Origin of the sequence: Martelella mediterranea (assembly GCF_004342225.1) — a bacterium.
GTDB lineage: Bacteria > Pseudomonadota > Alphaproteobacteria > Rhizobiales > Rhizobiaceae > Martelella > Martelella mediterranea_B.
Genome location: NZ_SMAR01000029.1, coordinates 30,844 through 48,978, shown reverse-complemented (window position 1 = coordinate 48,978; position 18,135 = coordinate 30,844). Strand labels below are relative to the sequence as shown.

At 55.1% G+C, this 18,135-nt stretch carries 14 protein-coding genes; 1 reads left to right on the top strand and 13 read right to left on the bottom strand.

Going from position 1 to position 18,135, the window contains the following annotated elements:
- Positions 1–397: 397 nt before the first annotated feature.
- From EDC90_RS15835 to EDC90_RS15800, 8 genes are all read right to left on the bottom strand, one after another.
- The gene (locus tag EDC90_RS15835) at positions 398–1,492 is read right to left on the bottom strand and encodes a linear amide C-N hydrolase (protein ID WP_132313360.1); all 1,095 of its coding nucleotides are present in this window, start codon (positions 1,490–1,492) and stop codon (positions 398–400) included.
- A 28-nt stretch (positions 1,493–1,520) separates the two neighbouring features.
- On the bottom strand, positions 1,521–2,936 hold the full coding sequence (locus tag EDC90_RS15830) for an MFS transporter (protein WP_132313358.1): 1,416 nt from the start codon (positions 2,934–2,936) through the stop codon (positions 1,521–1,523).
- Between the two features lie 126 nt (positions 2,937–3,062).
- Entirely contained in the window at positions 3,063–4,199 is a 1,137-nt protein-coding gene (locus EDC90_RS15825) for a cupin domain-containing protein (RefSeq protein WP_132313356.1), read from the bottom strand.
- Between the two features lie 78 nt (positions 4,200–4,277).
- Positions 4,278–4,808: a DUF1275 family protein gene (locus tag EDC90_RS15820; protein WP_281015414.1), complete on the bottom strand. Its 531-nt coding sequence runs from the start codon at positions 4,806–4,808 to the stop codon at positions 4,278–4,280.
- Positions 4,809–5,404: 596 nt separating this feature from the next.
- The gene (gene clcA, locus EDC90_RS15815) at positions 5,405–6,754 is read right to left on the bottom strand and encodes a H(+)/Cl(-) exchange transporter ClcA (protein WP_132313352.1); all 1,350 of its coding nucleotides are present in this window, start codon (positions 6,752–6,754) and stop codon (positions 5,405–5,407) included.
- A 597-nt stretch (positions 6,755–7,351) separates the two neighbouring features.
- Entirely contained in the window at positions 7,352–8,563 is a 1,212-nt protein-coding gene (locus EDC90_RS15810) for an acetate/propionate family kinase (protein ID WP_132313350.1), read from the bottom strand.
- Between the two features lie 76 nt (positions 8,564–8,639).
- Positions 8,640–11,039, bottom strand: coding sequence for a phosphoketolase family protein (locus EDC90_RS15805; RefSeq protein ID WP_132313348.1), 2,400 nt, complete (start codon positions 11,037–11,039; stop codon positions 8,640–8,642).
- A 267-nt stretch (positions 11,040–11,306) separates the two neighbouring features.
- Positions 11,307–11,498 (bottom strand): hypothetical protein, encoded by a 192-nt coding sequence (locus tag EDC90_RS15800; RefSeq protein WP_132313345.1) that lies wholly within the window; start codon positions 11,496–11,498, stop codon positions 11,307–11,309.
- 81 nt (positions 11,499–11,579) lie between these two features.
- Here EDC90_RS15800 and trmFO point away from each other — a divergent pair, with 81 nt between their 5' ends.
- Entirely contained in the window at positions 11,580–12,992 is a 1,413-nt protein-coding gene (trmFO, locus tag EDC90_RS15795) for a methylenetetrahydrofolate--tRNA-(uracil(54)-C(5))-methyltransferase (FADH(2)-oxidizing) TrmFO (protein ID WP_132313343.1), read from the top strand.
- A gap of 146 nt (positions 12,993–13,138) precedes the next feature.
- Here trmFO and EDC90_RS15790 read toward each other — a convergent pair whose 3' ends face one another.
- The 5 genes from EDC90_RS15790 to yajC all read right to left on the bottom strand — a co-directional run bounded on the left by EDC90_RS15790 (position 13,139) and on the right by yajC (position 18,083).
- Positions 13,139–13,561: a hypothetical protein gene (locus EDC90_RS15790; protein WP_132313341.1), complete on the bottom strand. Its 423-nt coding sequence runs from the start codon at positions 13,559–13,561 to the stop codon at positions 13,139–13,141.
- A 134-nt stretch (positions 13,562–13,695) separates the two neighbouring features.
- The gene (locus EDC90_RS15785; protein ID WP_432420013.1) at positions 13,696–14,547 is read right to left on the bottom strand and encodes a phytoene/squalene synthase family protein; all 852 of its coding nucleotides are present in this window, start codon (positions 14,545–14,547) and stop codon (positions 13,696–13,698) included.
- Positions 14,548–14,619: 72 nt separating this feature from the next.
- Complete coding sequence (locus tag EDC90_RS15780; protein ID WP_132313339.1) at positions 14,620–15,006, bottom strand: Mth938-like domain-containing protein; 387 nt, start codon at positions 15,004–15,006, stop codon at positions 14,620–14,622.
- A gap of 3 nt (positions 15,007–15,009) precedes the next feature.
- The gene (gene secDF / locus EDC90_RS15775; protein ID WP_132313337.1) at positions 15,010–17,565 is read right to left on the bottom strand and encodes a protein translocase subunit SecDF; all 2,556 of its coding nucleotides are present in this window, start codon (positions 17,563–17,565) and stop codon (positions 15,010–15,012) included.
- A gap of 173 nt (positions 17,566–17,738) precedes the next feature.
- On the bottom strand, positions 17,739–18,083 hold the full coding sequence (gene yajC / locus EDC90_RS15770; RefSeq protein ID WP_132313335.1) for a preprotein translocase subunit YajC: 345 nt from the start codon (positions 18,081–18,083) through the stop codon (positions 17,739–17,741).
- Positions 18,084–18,135: the final 52 nt, after the last annotated feature.

Here is an 18,135-nt window from a genome sequence, read left to right as displayed (position 1 = left end):
ACATCAAAAACAAGCAGCATAATCAATCACACAAACCAGCCAGAGCCTCCAATGCTCAAGCCGCTCTGATGTCCCATTTTATATGACAACGGACAGCGGGGGGCAGGTCACGGGATACGGCGGACAAAGAAGCTCTATCCTCGCGCAACGCTGCGCTGAACAGCGTCAAAGCCGTACTAGAGCGCCGTGCATCCATTCGGATGCACGGCGCTCTAACCTATTGAAACTACGCATTGTGCTTTCCGAAAATCGATTTCGATTTTCGGACCGATGCTGCAGCCGTCGCATAACCGACTGTCGGCACTCGGTTGGACCAGCCCCGTCGCTTTCGAACGGAAAGTGGCTTAAACAGGCACCTGGGGCGGCACGAAACCGTGACCAGGTCCAGTTTCTTGCATCACGAAAAAGTTGCTGTCAGGTTGAAAGGTTTCGGCAGCACTTTCGCCATCGGTTTCGACGTGAACGTCTTGACGGTATCACCAAGTGCCCCGACGTCGAACTCAGCGAAGTTCATGCCGCCGCTGTCGCGCAGGAAGAACTTTCTGCGTTCAAGATCGGAGAGGCTGGTCCACGAGGTAAATTCGGTCGGAACCTTGTCGCTTTCATTGCCCTGAACCTGAAGATGGCCGCTGCCCTGATCGGGATAGTCCACCGTGACACCGCGCGGCCGGTCGAAATTGTTCATGATATGCGCGATCATCTGCACGGACTTTTCTGGATCCGTCTGCTTTTCGGCAAACTGCGCATAAAAGGCGGCACGAATGAAGCGATCCACAGAGGTATCGGTCACCGGAAGCCCGGCCTTGGCGATACCGGCGCCTGATTGTACCGCCTCATAGGTTCCGAACGTCGCCTTCGAATGATCGACATTGGTCAGGAAGGTGTAGTTATTCAGATTGGTCAGATGCCATGAAAACTGCGGGGCATTGGTCATCACACCAACCGGGTTCTCGTAGATCGTACGCACACCATGATGGAACTCGATGACGATGCTTTTGCCTGTGGCATCGTGAACGGAATAGTGGAACGGCATCTTCAGACCACCGAGAATCGGGACCCGCTCGACAAGGATCTCAAGGTCAGCCAGCGCCTGCTTCACCTCTTCAACCGAGGTAAATTGACCGAGCACGAAGCTGCCAAGATCGGCAGCCGAAAGAGCTGTCCGCGATGGGTCGCTCTCGGCATCAGGACCGCCAGCAGCTGCATAGGACTGAACGGAAAAGGTCAATCCGGCGCTGTTCATGCCCTCGATGACCTTCAGGTCGCCGGCTCCGGGAACATGATCCGGCTCCGGAACAGCGGCCGGCATGGTGATGGCGATGAACGGGAACCTGGTCTGCCATGACAACGGCAGGTAACCTTCGGGCTTCGAACCAAGAGCAAGCGCCTCCGGGAAAACGGAAATCTGGTAGGGAAGCTCGATGCTCAGTTCAAGAGTCCGACCGAGATAGGGCCGGTTGGCGGCATCGAAATAAAGCAGAGATGTGCACATGAAAATATTCCTTGTATCGGTCGAAAGGTCATGGAAGTTGGGAACCGGTTCTGCCGCCGGTTCGGGGAAGAAGAAGAAACGACAGAATCGCAACGACAACGGCAACGACAGCAAGCGCTGCAAAGCCTGCTGAAATCGCGTCGGCGCTTGTCTGAGGATCGGGGGCGCGGGTCGCCTGCGGCGACAAATGAAGAATAATCGCACCGATGATCGCCACGCCCAGCGCACCGCCCACCTGCCTGAAGGTTAGCAACATGCCGGAGGCCTGGTTGCGCAGCTCCCCCGGCTCTCTTGCAAGCGCATCGGTTCCCGGCGCCGACAGGGTCAGCCCGAATGCAAATCCGCTCAGGATCATCGCCGGTATCAGAAGGTGATATTGCCTGGTTGTAAGTGCAAAACTCCACCATGCAAGACCGCATATGCAAAGCGCAAGTCCGGTCAGTGTCGGCGTGCGTACCCCCAGCCGGTCATAGGTCCAGCCACTCACCTGCGAACCAATGATCTGCGGCACCACCATGGGCAGCATCAGCAGACCGGCCCGGGATGCAGGCAGCCCCAGAACATCCTGAAGATACATCGCGAAATAGAGAGACACGGACAGGAGCGAAAACCGGACGAAGAACGCGATGAAAAGATCACTGGCAAACCCGATATCGCCGAGCAATCGCAGATTCACCAAGGGTCGCCTGACGCGCAGAGACAGCACGGCAAAGGCCGCACAGCTTGCAAGGCCGGCTGCAATTGCAATCAATGTCGAAGCGGACAACCATCCCCAGTGGGCGCCTTGCTGAAGCGCAAAGACCGTCGTTGCGATGCCAAAAACCAGAAAAGCGGCATTGCGCAGTGAGACGTAGGTGTCAGGCGCCTGCCGGTCTGGCGGTTTTGCAACAAACACCAGAAACAGAACCACCGCGCCAACAGGAATATTGAGCCAGAACACGGCTCGCCAGGATACGTATTCGGTCAGAAAGCCACCGACGAGCGGCCCGAGTGCAAGGAAAAGCTGCCCTATGCCGCCATAGATCGCCATGGCGCGACCGGATTCGCTCTTGTCGAAAACGCTCAGCACGATGGCAGCGGAAACCGGCATCATCATCGCGGCACCGGCCCCCTGGACCAGACGAAAGCCGATAATCCACGCACCGCCCATATCGGTGTCTGGCGCTAACCCACACCCGGCGGAGCCGAGAAAAAAAACAATCACGCCAAGCCTGAACAGCGTAACACCACCGAACTTGTCGCCCAGGCGCGAGCAAAGCGCAACCAAGGCGGAAAGGGTCAGCAGATAGGCGTTGATAATCCATTGCTGCTGCGTCGGCCCGAGATGGAGATCACTCGCAATCGTCGGCAATGCCACAGACACAACCGTCTGGTCGAGAAGAACCATAGAGAGCGACCCGGTCATGGCGGCAAGAACGAGCCAGCGATTTGGAATGGCCATCATGATGACTCTTGGATCTGCGCCGACCGCTTTGAAGAGGCAATATCGACGGAACAGCGCTTATGCGCCCTACAAAACAAAGTTGGCCGCCCCCGAGGGGCCGGCCTGAGTTCGCGGTGAAGCCTGACCTTATTTTACGACAGGCTGGCGCGTGCGGCGCAGCGCCTTCATCAGCGTGTCGCCCACATCAAGGTGTCCCTGCACGATCTGCGAAGGTGTCAGTGCTAGCCACTGATTAAGCGAAACATCGCGGTAGTCACCCTGATTGAAGACATTGAGAACCCGAACAGGCTCGTCACCGATGTTCTCGATATAGTGCGCGAGGTTCTTCGGCACATAGCCGACATCACCTGCCGAATAGTCGAAAGTCCGCGCATTGCTGACGGCGTTGAAAACCGTCATCCGGGCTTCGCCGCTGAGATAGTACTGAATCTCGTCGGCATCCGGATGCCAGTGGATCTCGCGCATGCCGCCGGGCTCGATTTCGATCATCAGCATAGCCATCGGCGTCAACTCGAAATTCTTCGAGTCGATGATCTTGGTCGCGCCTCCGGGCCATTTGCTTTCCGGCACATCCGCGCCGCGGAAAACATATTTGCCGGTCATGTTGTCAGCGCCAAGCTCTTCGCGAACCTGCTCGATCGGCTGCGGGATCGGCTGACGGAAGATGTATTTTTCCGAAGCGGGAATGTTGTCGAACGCGCTTTCGGGAACACCGAAGTTCTTGGCCAGAACCTCCTTCGGCATATGCGCGAAGAGTTCGGTGACCAGCAGCGTTTCGTTTTCGGAGAAGTTACCGTCATTGAAGACCAGAACGAATTCCGTGCCTTCCTCAAGTCCCTGAATCGCGTGCGGGAAGCCGGCAGGCGCCAGCCACAGATCGCCAGGCTCGAGATCTTCAACGAGCGTGTTGCGGTTCTCGTCAACGAGATAGAAACGAACGCGGCCCTGCGTCACATAGGCCCATTCGGCTTCCTTGTGCCAGTGCAGCTCGCGGATGACGCCGGGACCGAGGCGCATATTGACGATCGCCAGTTCCTTCAGCGCAGGGCATTCACGCAGCGTCACTTCGCGTGCCCAGCCGCCATCCTCTAGACGGTTATGCGCCATGGCGAAGGGAAATTTAAGGTTCGGGATGCCGCCATTGTCCGTGGAAGGCGGCATGAAGATATCCGGATTCATCTTGTCCAGCACGACATTGCGCGGACCCGGGTCGTCCGCACCTTGTGTTCCGCGGATCGGCTGGGGTGCCTTTTCATTGGTCATATTCATTCTCTTTCAAGTTTAGCCGTTTGGTTGAAATGCCTGCGGAAGGCTGACCTTCCGCAGAAACGCTGGTGCGTATCAGGCAAAGTTGCCGCCGGGCAGCGGATCGACCCGCTCACCTTCTTCGGTGTCATTGCGAGCAATCATGAACAGGATCAACGCGATCACTGCCGGCATGATCAGTGCGCCTGCCGTAACGACCTGATCGACAAAGAAACCGATCGCGCCGCCGCCTGCAAAGCCGAGAAGAACCAGGAAGAAGATACCCGACCACATCAGGTTCGGCTCGCCGTTGATACCCTTCTTGCTGAAGAAAGACTGGATCAGGAAATTGAATGCCATCTGCACGACAAACGTGACGGCGACGTTGCCGTAAAGCATGCCGTGGTTCTTGTGATAGGCATTGCCCTGCATGCCAGCGACGAAGCTTACAGCATAGGCGATGTAGTGCGGATCGTAGCCGCCGATCCAGACAATGACGATCAACGCTGCGAGGATGAGAAACTCAAGCAAAAGGATCTTTGTGGTCAGAACCTTATGCTTCTTCAAAAGGCTCGTCATGACCGCGCCGCAAAAAGCAGGTACTTTCGATTGGCGATGAAACTCAATTTCCGAGACCCCACTTCACTTTCATGAAGACTGACCAGGTATCGAAGATACAGCCTATGGAAACGCGTTAAGCCGCGACTTGCCAACTGTCAGAGTTGACAGTGGTCAAAGTGGTAAGCACAGAGTGAACATCTATAGGGGGCAACTTTAATGCTTGCATTCCAACCACACACGGCAAAATGCCATGTTCCGACTTCTCGCCCGGCTTTTGCGGCCATCGGCTCTTGGAGACTTCCACCTACCGAAGACCGAAATAACCTTTAGTTGTATCTATTAATACTCACAATCGATATAGTGCACCATCGTACCAAGTCGAACCGCATACTATAGCGGCGAATGTAGTTCAGACCGGAAAGTAACCGTCTCAATCATCTTATTCCGCACCTCTGCATCGTCAGTGAAAGCGATGATTGTGGAGCACGCTGAAACAGCATTTTGCCTATCATCTATAGTATTGAGCGATTAACCGACATCGCCCAATGCTATAGATTCTTTCTTTTGGCGCGTCGGGCGAAATCCTGTAAAAACGATCCCTCGTCCCTCACATCCAGACATCTTCGGTTTGCGCGGTGTGGGGGACGCGGATCGTCAGTTGATCATGCCAGGCCGGTATTATCTGCACCTTTTGCCTCGGGCTTGATGCCGGCTTGCGCGAGTGTCCTCTCGAGAAGCTGATCGTAGATTGGCCGACCGCCAACCCATTGTGCGACCATATTGGCCGTTACACAGGTCACAATAAGCGGCATCACCATCGTATATGCCCCGGTCAATTCGAGTGTCAGAACCGCGCCCACGACTGGCGCCCGCACAGAAGCCGAAAATAATCCGCCCATCGCGGCCATGCCAAATGCCAGCGGCACAACCGTTTCGCTCGGCGTGATTGCATCCAGCAGCCCGCCAAACAGGAGACCGACACACATGGAAAGCGCCAGCATGGGCGCAAAAATGCCCCCAGGCGTGCCGGCCGAATAGCTGGTGATCATCGTGAAATAGCGCAGCACCGCCAGAAGCAAAAGGAACATCAGCCCCCTTTGATGTTCAGCCAGAAAGGTCACTGCGTGTTCGCCGCCAGTCACGGATAACGGCACGGTGACCAGCAGAGCACCAACTGCAAAGCCAACAAGCGCTGGATAGAGAAAGCAAATACGCGCGTTCAAAGCAGCGGCGATAACTGCGGTGCGCATCAATCCAGCATTCAACACAACACCCAACACACCCAGCACACAGCCGAGAACGACGAAAGCAGGCAGTAGAAATATCTGGGGTTCGGCAACGGACATCGAGAAATCCGGAGCCGTGCCGCCAATGATCTGTGTCATCGCTGTCGACAGCACAGCAGCGACGATAATGCCCATATAGGTACGAAACGTGTAAGGAAATTGACGGTGGGTTTCCTCGATGATGAAGAGAATTGCCGCCAGCGGGGCATTGAATGCGCAGGCCAGGCCAGCTGCTGCACCAGCTCCAAGCATGCCGCGCCGCTCAGTTTCGCTGACCTTGAAGAATTCCGTGATCGCAGCGGAAAACGATGCTCCGATATGGATCGTCGGCCCTTCGCGCCCGAGCACGAGTCCCGACGCGATGGCAAAGATGCCTGTGAAGAACTTGATGGGCAATACCCGGCGCCAGTGCACGGTCCTCAACCCAAGCATCGCACCTTCGATTTCCTGTACGCCGCTACCGCTGGCTTCAGGTGAAAATCGCCGAACGAGATAGGCGACAACGACGGTTACAAACATCACGATCAGTCCCGCACATAGCACCAGAAGCGGGCCGCTCAGATGATCCGATAACAGCTTCGGCCAGACATGGAGCCGATCAATCAACAGATGAAAAAAAGAACCGACAGTCCCTGTCAGGATACCGGCGACGCCGGCAAGAAGCACGTATCGCACCTGTGCGTTTCTGTTGCCGGGTCTGTCCAGAGAAGCCGTGGGATCGTCCATGAAAAACACACTCTTGCGCAATAAGATCGGGAACTGAGAGGGCCGCTCTCAAAAAGGTTGAGCCTGAAGAGTGCTTGGCGGGTCAATGGCGGTCAACTGTTTACCTTGACACGTCTGCATAGGAAGAGCACGGCCCTCAACGGGGCTATCCATTTTTTCGTCCTGACGTCACGACCGCCCTTTGATGAGGCCCATTTGTATGAGCGCCGGCAAATACCCTTCTGCACCATGAATTATATGGCAAAAACGAATGGCCAGGCCAACCGCTTCATCGAAGCTGGATCGCTGAAAGGTGCACCTGAACAACAGTGACCACAGATCTAACGGGCATCGTCTGGATGACGATACAAACTACAGCAGCGGCCCGAAAATCAGGCCCGATTTTCGGACCGCTGCTGTAGACCTTAATGATTGCGTTTGCGACGCAATGACGCTGATTGATGCGCAGTATTGTATGCGGATAGCATTGATCAGAGCCCCTTGGCAGCCACCCCCGATACGCTTTTGACATCCGAGCCGACAAAGAAATACCGCCCGTTGGGAGGATGCCGGGCGGTATTCTGATTCGTTCATATATCTGAAGCGTCAGAGTGCTTCTCAGGCCATGACAGGGCTGGTTCCAGCCTTGGCACTTTCGGCAATGACACTTGCAGTTTGCTTGGCCAGCACGATTTCTTCATCAGTCGGGATCACACGAACCTCAACGCGGCTTTCCGGCGAAGAAATGATTTCGGCATTCGCATTATTCGCTTCATCGTCGATCTGGATACCAAGCCATGCAGCCCGCTCGCAGATGAGCTTGCGGATGACAGATGAATTTTCTCCAATACCGGCACTAAACACCAGCGATTCAATGCCCTGCATCGTCGCGACCATGATCGAGAGCTCGCGGCAGGCACGAAAGACGAAGAGGTCGATTGCCTTTTTCGCATTCGGATCATCACTCGACATCAGCACACGCAGGTCGCCCGAAATACCCGAAACACCGAGCAGTCCGGATTTGTAATAAAGCATGTGCTTGATTTCGGCCGGAGAGAGATTTTCTTTCTCCATCAGTGTCAGCACGAGACCTGGGTCAACGGTGCCCGACCGGGTGCCCATCATCAGTCCGCCAAGCGGCGTAAGCCCCATGGTCGTGTCGATAGCCTTACCATCGCGCATGGCACACATGGACGAACCGCTGCCCAGATGAGCAACGACTGTGCGCTTGCGAACAAGGTAATCGGAGATCTCACGCAGGCGATCAGCAATATATGTGTAGGACAGGCCATGGAAGCCGAAGCGGCGATAACCCTTGGCTTCATATTCAAGCGGAATCGGATAACGCGCCGCACGCTCGTCGATGTTGACGTGAAACGCTGTATCGAAGCAGGCAACCTGCGGCAGCTCGGGGCGAATGCGCCGGAAAAGCTTCACCGAAGCCAGATTGGCGGGCTGATGCAGCGGGCCCATCGGAATCAGTGTTTCGAGATAATCGACGATTTCGTCATTCAGCAGAACCGGATCGGCAAAACGACCACCACCATGCAGAACGCGATGCCCGACAGCCTGAAGCGGGCTCTTTGCGGTATAAGGTTTGATGACATCAAAAATCCGTTCAAGCATATCTTCCTGCATATGCTCGCCGATCTTCAGGTCAATATTGCAGATTTCCTTGCCATCCGCTTCTTTGACCGCCAGATGCGGATTTTCGTTAACGCCATCGAACTGGCCGCGCAGAATTAGATAAAACTGATCACCCTGCACTTCGTATAGACGAAATTTGAGGCTGGATGATCCGGCGTTCAACGCCAAAATGGTGCCATTCATATCCGATATCCAAATAAACGGGCGCACCGCTCAGGCATTAAAAGCCCTCGCGATGCGCAGATTTCAGGGAAATGGATCAGCCCTTGGGATAGGGCCATTTCCAGTTGAGAACTTCCGGCATGTCCTGACCATGCTCGCGAACATAATGGTGATGTTTTTCACGCATTTCTTTGAAGTAGCTCAATGCGGCAGCGCCTTTTTCACCAAAGCCGCCTGCCCGCTCAATCGCATCCATAGCGAGATGGTAACGGTCGAGCCTGTTCTGGACAACCATGTCGAATGGCGTGGTCGTCGTACCCTCTTCAACATAACCACGAACATGGATGTTGTTGTGGTTGTGACGGCGGTAAGCCAGACGATGGATCAGCCAGGGATAGCCGTGATAAGCGAAGATCACCGGCTTATTGAGCGTGAACAGATCATCAAAGTCAGCATCACGCAGACCATGCGGATGCTCTTCCTTCGGCTGCAGCGCCATCAGATCCACCACGTTGACGACTTTCACCTTCATATCCGGCAGATGTTCGCGCAGAAGCGAAACAGCCGCCATCATTTCAAGCGTGGGAACGTCACCGGCAGCGGCCATCACAACATCAGGCTCATACCCTTCGGGAACATTGCCAGCCCACTTCCATTCGCCAAGGCCGGCATCGCAATGCACAACAGCCTCGTCGATGGTCAGCCACTGCGGCTGTGGCTGCTTGCCGGCAACGATGACGTTGACGCGGTTGTATGTCTGCAGGATGTGATCACCAACAACCAGAAGCGTATTGGCATCCGGCGGGAAATACGTGCGGACAACGTCAGCCTTCTTGTTCACCACATGATCGATAAAGCCCGGATCCTGATGGCTGAAGCCGTTATGGTCCTGACGCCAGACATGCGATGTCAGAAGATAGTTCAGCGAGGAAATAGGCTTGCGCCATGCCATATGCTGGGTTGTCTTCAGCCATTTTGCATGCTGGTTGAACATCGAGTCGATAATGTGAATGAAGGCTTCGTAGCATGAGAAGAAGCCGTGACGACCTGTCAGCAGATAGCCTTCCAGCCACCCCTGGCAAAGGTGTTCACTCAGGACTTCCATGACACGGCCATCCCGGGCCACACCTTCGTCATAGTCCTTGATTTCAGCCATCCAGACACGTTCTGTGACGTCGAAAACGTCCTGCAGTCGGTTTGAAGCCGTTTCATCAGGGCCCATGATGCGGAAATTGCGTTCATCCGCATTCAATCGCATCACTTCGCGCAGAAGCGTGCCAAGCTGCTTGGTCGCCGAGGTCATGATCTGGCCGGGTTGCTCAACCGGGATCGCAAAATCACGGAAGTTCGGCATATTCAGCTCTTTGCGCAGAACACCGCCATTGGCGTGCGGGTTCGCACTCATGCGGCGATTGCCTTCGGGAACCAGCGCCTTGAGCTCAGGGAGCAGCTTGCCGTTCTCGTCGAACAGGTTTTCCGGAGCGTAGCTCTTCATCCAGTCTTCAAGCTGGCTGCGGTGATCGGCATTTTCACGTGCTGCGGAAATCGGAACCTGATGCGAACGCCAGAAGTCTTCAACCTTCTTGTTGTCGACAAACTTCGGACCGGTCCAGCCTTTCGGGCTGCGCAGGATGATCATCGGCCAGCGGGGCATTTCATAAGAGGTGCCTTCGGCGCGGGCTGCACTTTGAATGTCGCGGATACGTGCGTAGCACTCATCCATGACTTCTGCCATGCGCTGATGCATGTATTCAGGTTCATTGCCCTCGACATAGAAGGGTTCATAGCCATAACCCTTGAAGAGATCGGTGAGATCTTTCTTGGTCATACGGGCCAGAACAGTCGGGTTGGCGATTTTATACCCGTTCAGGTGCAGGATAGGGAGGACAGCACCATCATTGATCGGGTTTAAGAATTTGTTGGAATGCCACGAAGCGGCCAGCGGGCCGGTTTCAGCTTCACCGTCGCCGACAACGCATGCAACAATCAGATCAGGGTTATCGTAGGCAGCACCAAATGCGTGCACGAGCGCATAACCAAGTTCACCGCCTTCATGGATTGATCCGGGGGTTTCCGGTGCGACGTGGCTGGGAATACCACCGGGGAAGGAGAACTGCTTGAACAGCTTCTGCATACCCGTCTCGTCTTCCGTGATTTCCGGATAGACCTCGGTATACGTACCGTCGATGTATGCGTTCGCGACAAGGCCGGGGCCACCGTGACCGGGACCGCAAATGTAGATCATGTCGGCGTCATTCTTTTTGATGACGCGATTCAGATGCGTATAAATAAAGTTCAGACCCGGCGTCGTACCCCAGTGACCGAGAAGGCGCGGCTTAACATCTTCTTCCTGAAGCGATTCTTTCAGAAGCGGGTTATTCATCAGATAGATCTGACCGACGGACAGGTAGTTCGCCGCCTGCCAGTGTCTGTTCATAAGATCCAGCTCTTCAGGGCCCAGAATATTCTGGACGCTATCGGGCGTAATCTGTTCCATGTCGATTTCCCCTTTTCGAAATCAAAGTGGCAATTAAATCGATTTGTTTTATCCATCAGCAGGGCGGATGAGCACATGACCTAAATCAAGTGCACCGGTTTCCGTGGATTTTCCTCAGCAAGATGCACGTTTCTCATTTCAGAGAGCATGGTCCTCCAAAAGCCATCGGGTAGACAACTCTTCCACACCATAGTGAAAGTTTCTGACCTTTCAACGGCTTGATGAATGCTATTTGTTGGAGGGATTTTAAAGGTGGGACTGTGACAATCAGTTGACGGAACCAGAAAAGAGAAAAAACAATTCAGCCAGACGCATCGCACGACTGAACCCACCTCCGGATACCGCAGAGAAACACAGTTCGATGAAGGACACACCAACGATCACAATATCGCGGGCGCCTCTCGACGCAGGGGCATTGATCTGGCATTGGCTTGCATCAAGAAAAACGGCGATCACCAAGGCTTGAGCGCTTCCGAAATAGCAGGAGCGGCCCGGACAGATCCCCAAAAAACGGCGCTTTTAGAGACAGGTTTACACATCATGACCGAGCAAAACACCACTACAGACCCAATTCATGTCATAGGCGGCGGTCTGGCCGGTTCCGAGGCTGCGTGGCAAATCGCGAAAGCCGGGATTCCCGTCATACTTCATGAGATGCGCGGTACACGAGAGACAGCAGCCCACAAGACCGACGGCCTTGCCGAGCTGGTTTGCTCCAACTCATTTCGCTCTGATGATGCAACCAGCAATGCCGTGGGTGTTATTCATGCTGAGATGCGCCTTGCCGGTTCTCTGATCATGGCGTCAGCCGATGCGCATCAGGTTCCCGCTGGCGGCGCTCTTGCAGTGGATCGCGACGGTTTCTCCGATGCCGTCACCAAACAGCTTGCCAAACACCCTCTGATCACGATTGTTCGCGAAGAGATTATGGCGCTTCCACCGGAAGACTGGGACCAGGCAATTATCGCCACGGGCCCGCTCACGGCCCCTGCCCTTGCCGAAGCCATTCAGGCCAGGACCGGCAAGGAAGCACTCGCCTTTTTCGATGCGATCGCGCCCATCGTTCATCGCGATACGATCGACATGGAAACAGCCTGGTATCAATCGCGCTATGACAAGATCGGTCCGGGCGGCACGGGCAAGGATTACATCAACTGCCCGATGGACGAGAGCCAGTACAATGCCTTCATTGATGCCCTGATCTCCGGTGACAAGACAGAGTTCAAAGAATGGGAAGGCACGCCCTATTTCGATGGCTGCCTGCCGATTGAAGTCATGGCAGAACGCGGGCGGGAAACGCTGCGCCACGGCCCGATGAAACCCATGGGGCTGACCAACCAGCACAATCCGACCGTCAAGCCATATGCAGTGGTTCAGCTCAGGCAGGACAATGCATTGGGTACGCTCTATAATATGGTTGGTTTCCAGACCAAGCTTCGTTATGGCGCGCAAAAAGATATTTTTCGTATGATCCCCGGTCTGGAGAATGCGGAATTTGCGCGACTGGGCGGCCTGCACCGCAATACCTACCTCAACTCACCGACACTGCTCGATGGTACTTTGACACTCAAGGGCCGTCCGGGCTTAAGGTTTGCAGGACAGATTACAGGCTGCGAGGGTTATGTGGAAAGTGCAAGCATCGGCCTTCTCGCCGGGCGCTTTGCAGCGGCCGAGCGGCTTGGCCATGCGCCGGTTGCACCACCACCTGAGTCGGCCCTTGGTGCGCTCCTGGCCCATGTCACCGGCGGTCATATTTCCCACGAGGAAGAAAAAGGCAAACGCTCTTTCCAGCCTATGAATGTAAATTTCGGGCTCTTCCCTGAACTTGAGCCGGGTAGTCTGATCGATCCGGAAACCGGCAAAAAGCCACGCGGGAAAGCAAAATCGTCTGTTAAAAAGCAATTGATGGCGAAGCGTGCGCTGGATGCCTGCAAAGCATGGCTGGGCGACTGAGCTGCAAGCAAGCGCTGCATGTGAAAGACTGATGAACTTATAAAACGGGCGCTGTGATCGCGCCCGTTTTTGTATCAGCTTTTGCCGAACACCATGTCATTCTGTCGATTTGAAGCACGGCTGTTCCATTGGAACTCTGATTGATTTCAGCGCGCGTTCAGAAACCACGTCGATACGTCAGCGGCATCTTCCTCGGTCTCAAAAAAGTAGTTACCGCTGAAGAAATCATGTTCCGGAAAGTCGACCTGAAGGCCATTAGGCTCGTCCAGCGCGCGCAGCCGATACTCGCCCGGTTCTACCTTTAAAGCCTGTCCTTTGCCGCGTCTTGACCGATATATGCCGAAACCACCATTCTCCAGCTTCAGGAAGAAGGCTTCGAAGTCTTCATCAGCAATAACAGCAACGACTTTCTCATTTGCTACGGCACGGCGAAACTCACGCGATGCCCATTCATGTGCCTCATCTTTTGAAAAGGCGGATTCTTTATCTTCACGTTTCTTGGGACCGAACAGGAAATAGGCAACACCGCCTAAAAGCGCAATCACGAAAACCCACATGATAATGTCCATGTACAACCTCCTCCCCGAAAGGATGCAACCGAACCGGTGGGGCAAAGCACTCGTTCGAAACCGAGGACAATTTTCCGATGCGACGCATTATCTCTGTGACCCGGCGCAGCCGGATCACACGAAAATAGTACCGACTAAAACTTACGAAACAGCAAAGACCGCATCATCATAAGCTGTCTGCGCCATTGAGGCGGCTGGAGGGCCTTTTCCAGACAACCAGCACCGCAACGCTCAGCATCTGAAAATACGCGTTTGCAGGATACCATCGGAAGGTATGCCGGAATGAGCGGCGCCGCAATAGCGCCCTGCTTTCTGAAACTGTCGAAGTGCTGACGACCGAACGAAACGAAGGCCCGTATCGCATTGCCAATACGCTCCTTGTCATCGCCTTTGAGAAAACTCTCGCGCGTCAGTCCAGTGGCTGAGAGAATTTCCGAGGGAATGAACACCTGCCCCTTCGCGTGGTGCTCGGGCAGAAGCAGAATGGCCCCGGCAACAGATTGCGCCACCCCTGCGTGACCGGCATGCTCTGCGTGACTGGCAGCCAGATCCGGGCCAAGGATAAGACTTGCGAGCTGGATCAGCGCCGAAGCCGTCTCACCGGCATATCCTTCAAAGTCGGAAACACGTCCCATCGGATCATCATAAAGATCAAATATCCGCGCTTCAGTCATATTGATGAGCGTCTGACGCGGCAGAGAATAAGCCTCTGCGGCTTCCAGAAGCGCAGCAGCGACAGGATTGGCTTCTGTTGCGCCGTGTTCTTCGCCCTCCAGAATGTCGCGCCAGTATTGAAGACGCACCTCGCCTGGAAGTGGTTCGCTGACAAGCTGTCGAACGCGGGCTATCTCGGCATTAAAGGCGTAAAGGGCAGCAAGCGGCTGACGTTTATTGGCAGGCGCAAGCAGCGTTGAAAGATAGCGATCCCGATCCGTTGCACGCAGTTGCCTCAGAAGCATCTGTTCTGTTTCGGGGGCTTCAGTCAATCGTCATGCTCCGTTTCATCGCGGTTTCGCGATTGTGCCTTTTGAAACGTTTCGCCCGGTGACAAAGCCCGGTTATACCGCAATCAGTGCTGCGGCAACCGGACGCGATTCTTCCAGCAGGATGTTAAAGGTCCGCACAGCAGCACCGGTGTTCATCGGATCGGCCACGATCCCTTTTTCGCGCAGAGCCGCCCGAAGATCGCGCGGCAGTAACACCATATCATTCCCGGTACCGACAAGAAGCACTTCGATCTCATCGGCCTGTGCCAGAATCATCTCGAAACTATTGATCGAGAACCCTTCAGGGCTTTCGACATCCCAGCCGTGAATGCCGGAAGGCAGACACAGAAGCGAGCCGCGATGAGACATATCTGCGAACCGGAATCCGCCATTACCGTAGGTATCAATCGGCGCGCGGCCTGGAAAATGCGCTTCCCGGATCTCAATGCCGCGTGCCATCAATTATACCTTTGCGCCTTTGCCTGCTGCATCCGCAGCCTCGGCATCGCGCTTCTTGAAGGTATCAGAGCGCAGCTTAAAGGCGATGAGGATCGGTGCAGCAATATAGATTGAAGAATAGGTACCAACCGCAATACCGAACAGCATTGCAAAGGTGAAGGAACGGATCACCTCGCCGCCGAAAATGTAAAGCGCAGCCAGTGCCAGAAGCGTGGTAACCGCTGTCAGGATCGTACGCGACAGAGTGTGATTGATCGAAATATCGAGCAGTTCCGGCAGTGGCATTTTCTGATAGCGCCGCAGATTTTCACGCACGCGGTCATAAACGACCACTGTATCGTTGAGCGAATAACCCACGATGGTCAAAACCGCCGCAATACTGGTCAGATTGAATTCGACACCGGTCAGCACGAAGATTCCAATCGTCAGCAGCACGTCATGTGTTGTGGCGATAATTGCGCCCACGGCAAACTGCCACTCAAAGCGGAACCAGATATAGATGAGGATCGCCATCAGTGATGCCAGGACACCGATCGTGGCCGATCGCGTCAGCTCTCCGGAAACGACCGGACCAACCACCTCGACACGGACGAAGTTGTAACTGTTTTCCAGCGCACCGCGGATTTTGGAGATCGCACTCTGCTCTGCATTCGCCCCGCCCTCTTGGGACTGAACGCGAATCACAACATCCTTATCGGTACCAAAACCCTGAGCCTGGATCGCTCCAATATTCAGTTCATTAAGATCGGAACGGATCTTACCAATATCAGCAGAGCCTTCCTTCGACTGGACCTGAACAACGGAACCACCGGTAAAATCGATACCGAGATTCATGCCATGGACACCGAAACCAACCACTGAGGCAACAACCAGAACAGCGGAAAGTGCGAACGAATAGCGGCGGAACTGCATGAAGGAGAAATTGATCCCGTCGAACATAGCCGTCCGGATGCCTTTCGGCAGCTCCTTCGGACGACGGCGACGCACCCATTCAGACACCATCCAGCGGGTCAGATAAAAGGCGCTGAAGATCGTCGTAATAATACCGATAGCCAGGGTAACGGCGAAACCGCGCACCGGACCTGAGCCAAGGAAGAAGAGGATGACCGCCGCAATCAGGGTTGTGAGGTTGGCGTCGATAATCGTTGCAAAAGCACGCCGGAAACCGGAATCGACAGCCTGCACAACACTGCGCCCGTTCTTTCGTTCTTCACGAATGCGCTCGTAAATCAGCACATTGGAGTCAACGGCCATACCGATGGTGAGCACGATGCCCGCAATACCCGGAAGTGTCAGCGTTGCACCGATGAGACTTAAGACGGCAACCAGAAGCACGATGTTGAAGAACAGCGCGACGTTGGCCATCAGACCAAACATGCCATAGAAACCGAGCATAAAGACAACGACCAGCGCGGCACCAATAACGGAGGCCATGACACCGGCACGGATAGAGTCAGCGCCAAGGCTCGGGCCGACAGTTCGTTCTTCGACAACGGTCAGGGTCGCAGGCAAAGCACCGGCCCGCAAGAGAACCGCGAGATCATTGGCGCCCTGTACGGTGAAGCTGCCGGAAATCTGTGCTTGCCCGCCGAGAATGGGTTCATTGATAACCGGAGCGGATACGACCTGATTATCGAGAACAATCGCGAAAGGCCGGCCTACATTCTGCTGCGTGGCCTGCGCAAACCGCTGAGCACCGCGGGAATCGAAACGGATATTCACAACCGGCTCATTGGTGCGCTGATCAAATCCTGCCTTTGCATCGACAAGCTGCTCACCGGAAATCAGCGCGCGCTTTTCGATGACATAGGGAACCGGCGGATCATCCATGGAGTAAACCAGCTCATCACCGGCTGGCGGACGGCTTTCAATCGCATCCTGCGCGGAAACGGAGGTATCGACCATGTGAAAGGTCAGCTTGGCGGTGCGGTTCAGAAGCGATTTAAGGCGCTGCGGGTCATCAAGGCCCGGCACCTGAACGATGATACGATCATCGCCCTGTCGCTGGATCAGCGGCTCGGTTGTTCCCAGTTCGTCAACACGACGGCGGATAACCTCAATTGACTGCGCAACGGCAGACCGCATGCGATATTCAAGCCCTGCGTCGGTCAGCGTCATGCGGATCAGGCCTTGGCCGTTATCCGACAAAGTGACTTCCTGAAACGAGCCACCATTCAGCGTGCCGGCGTTAATCAGCTCAGTGAGCGGGCTAAGTGCCTCAGTGGCGGCCTGATACTGAGCGGGGTCGGTGATACGCACCTGCACGGTATCGCCTGAACCTGAAAGCCCGGTGTAGCGGACCTGTGCTTCCCGAAGGTCAGAGCGGACATCGTCAACCAGCGTGTTCAGACGGTCCTGCACGATATTGCTGCGGTCAACCTGCAGCATGATGTAGGAGCCGCCCTGCAAGTCGAGACCGAGCGTGACTTTGCCGTCTGGAACCCAGCCTGGAAGTTTGGCCAGTTGCTGATCGCTGAACAGGTTAGGAGCAGCTACGGCCACGCCGATCGCCACGATCAGCCAGATGAACAAAGTCTTCCAACGGGAAAAATACAGCATAAAGGTCTCGAATCGTCGGTTGCATGCGCGTGATGTGAGGCAAGTTCAGGCCCCACAAGGCGCCGGTAAACCTATCCGAGACGGGCGTCAATTTGAAGATACCGAAACGGTACCAGTTTCCGCCCGTCTCCGCTTGTTTCAATGCGGCCGGACGACCGCGTTGAAAGCAGCGATCAGGACTTGGCTTTGGTGTCTTCGGTTTTGACAGGCTCGCCCTTGACGCGAACATCGGTCACATAGGCGCGAAGGATACGGGTGCGGACGCCTTCGGCAATCTCAACTTCCAGCTCGGCATCGTCGATGACCTTCGTCACCTTACCGAGAATACCACCGCCCGTAACGACCTGGTCACCACGACGGATGGCCTTCAGCGTTTCTTCCCGCTTCTTGGCCTGGCGGCGCTGCGGACGGATCAGCAGAAAATACCAGATCGCCATAAGTGGGACGAACAGGAAAATCATTTCCAGACCGGATCCCATGCCGCCTGCCGATTGGGCAAAAGCCTCGTTGATCATTATGTCAAACTCCTCAAACCAAGAATGCGGGCCAAGCCCGTTAAACGTGCCGACG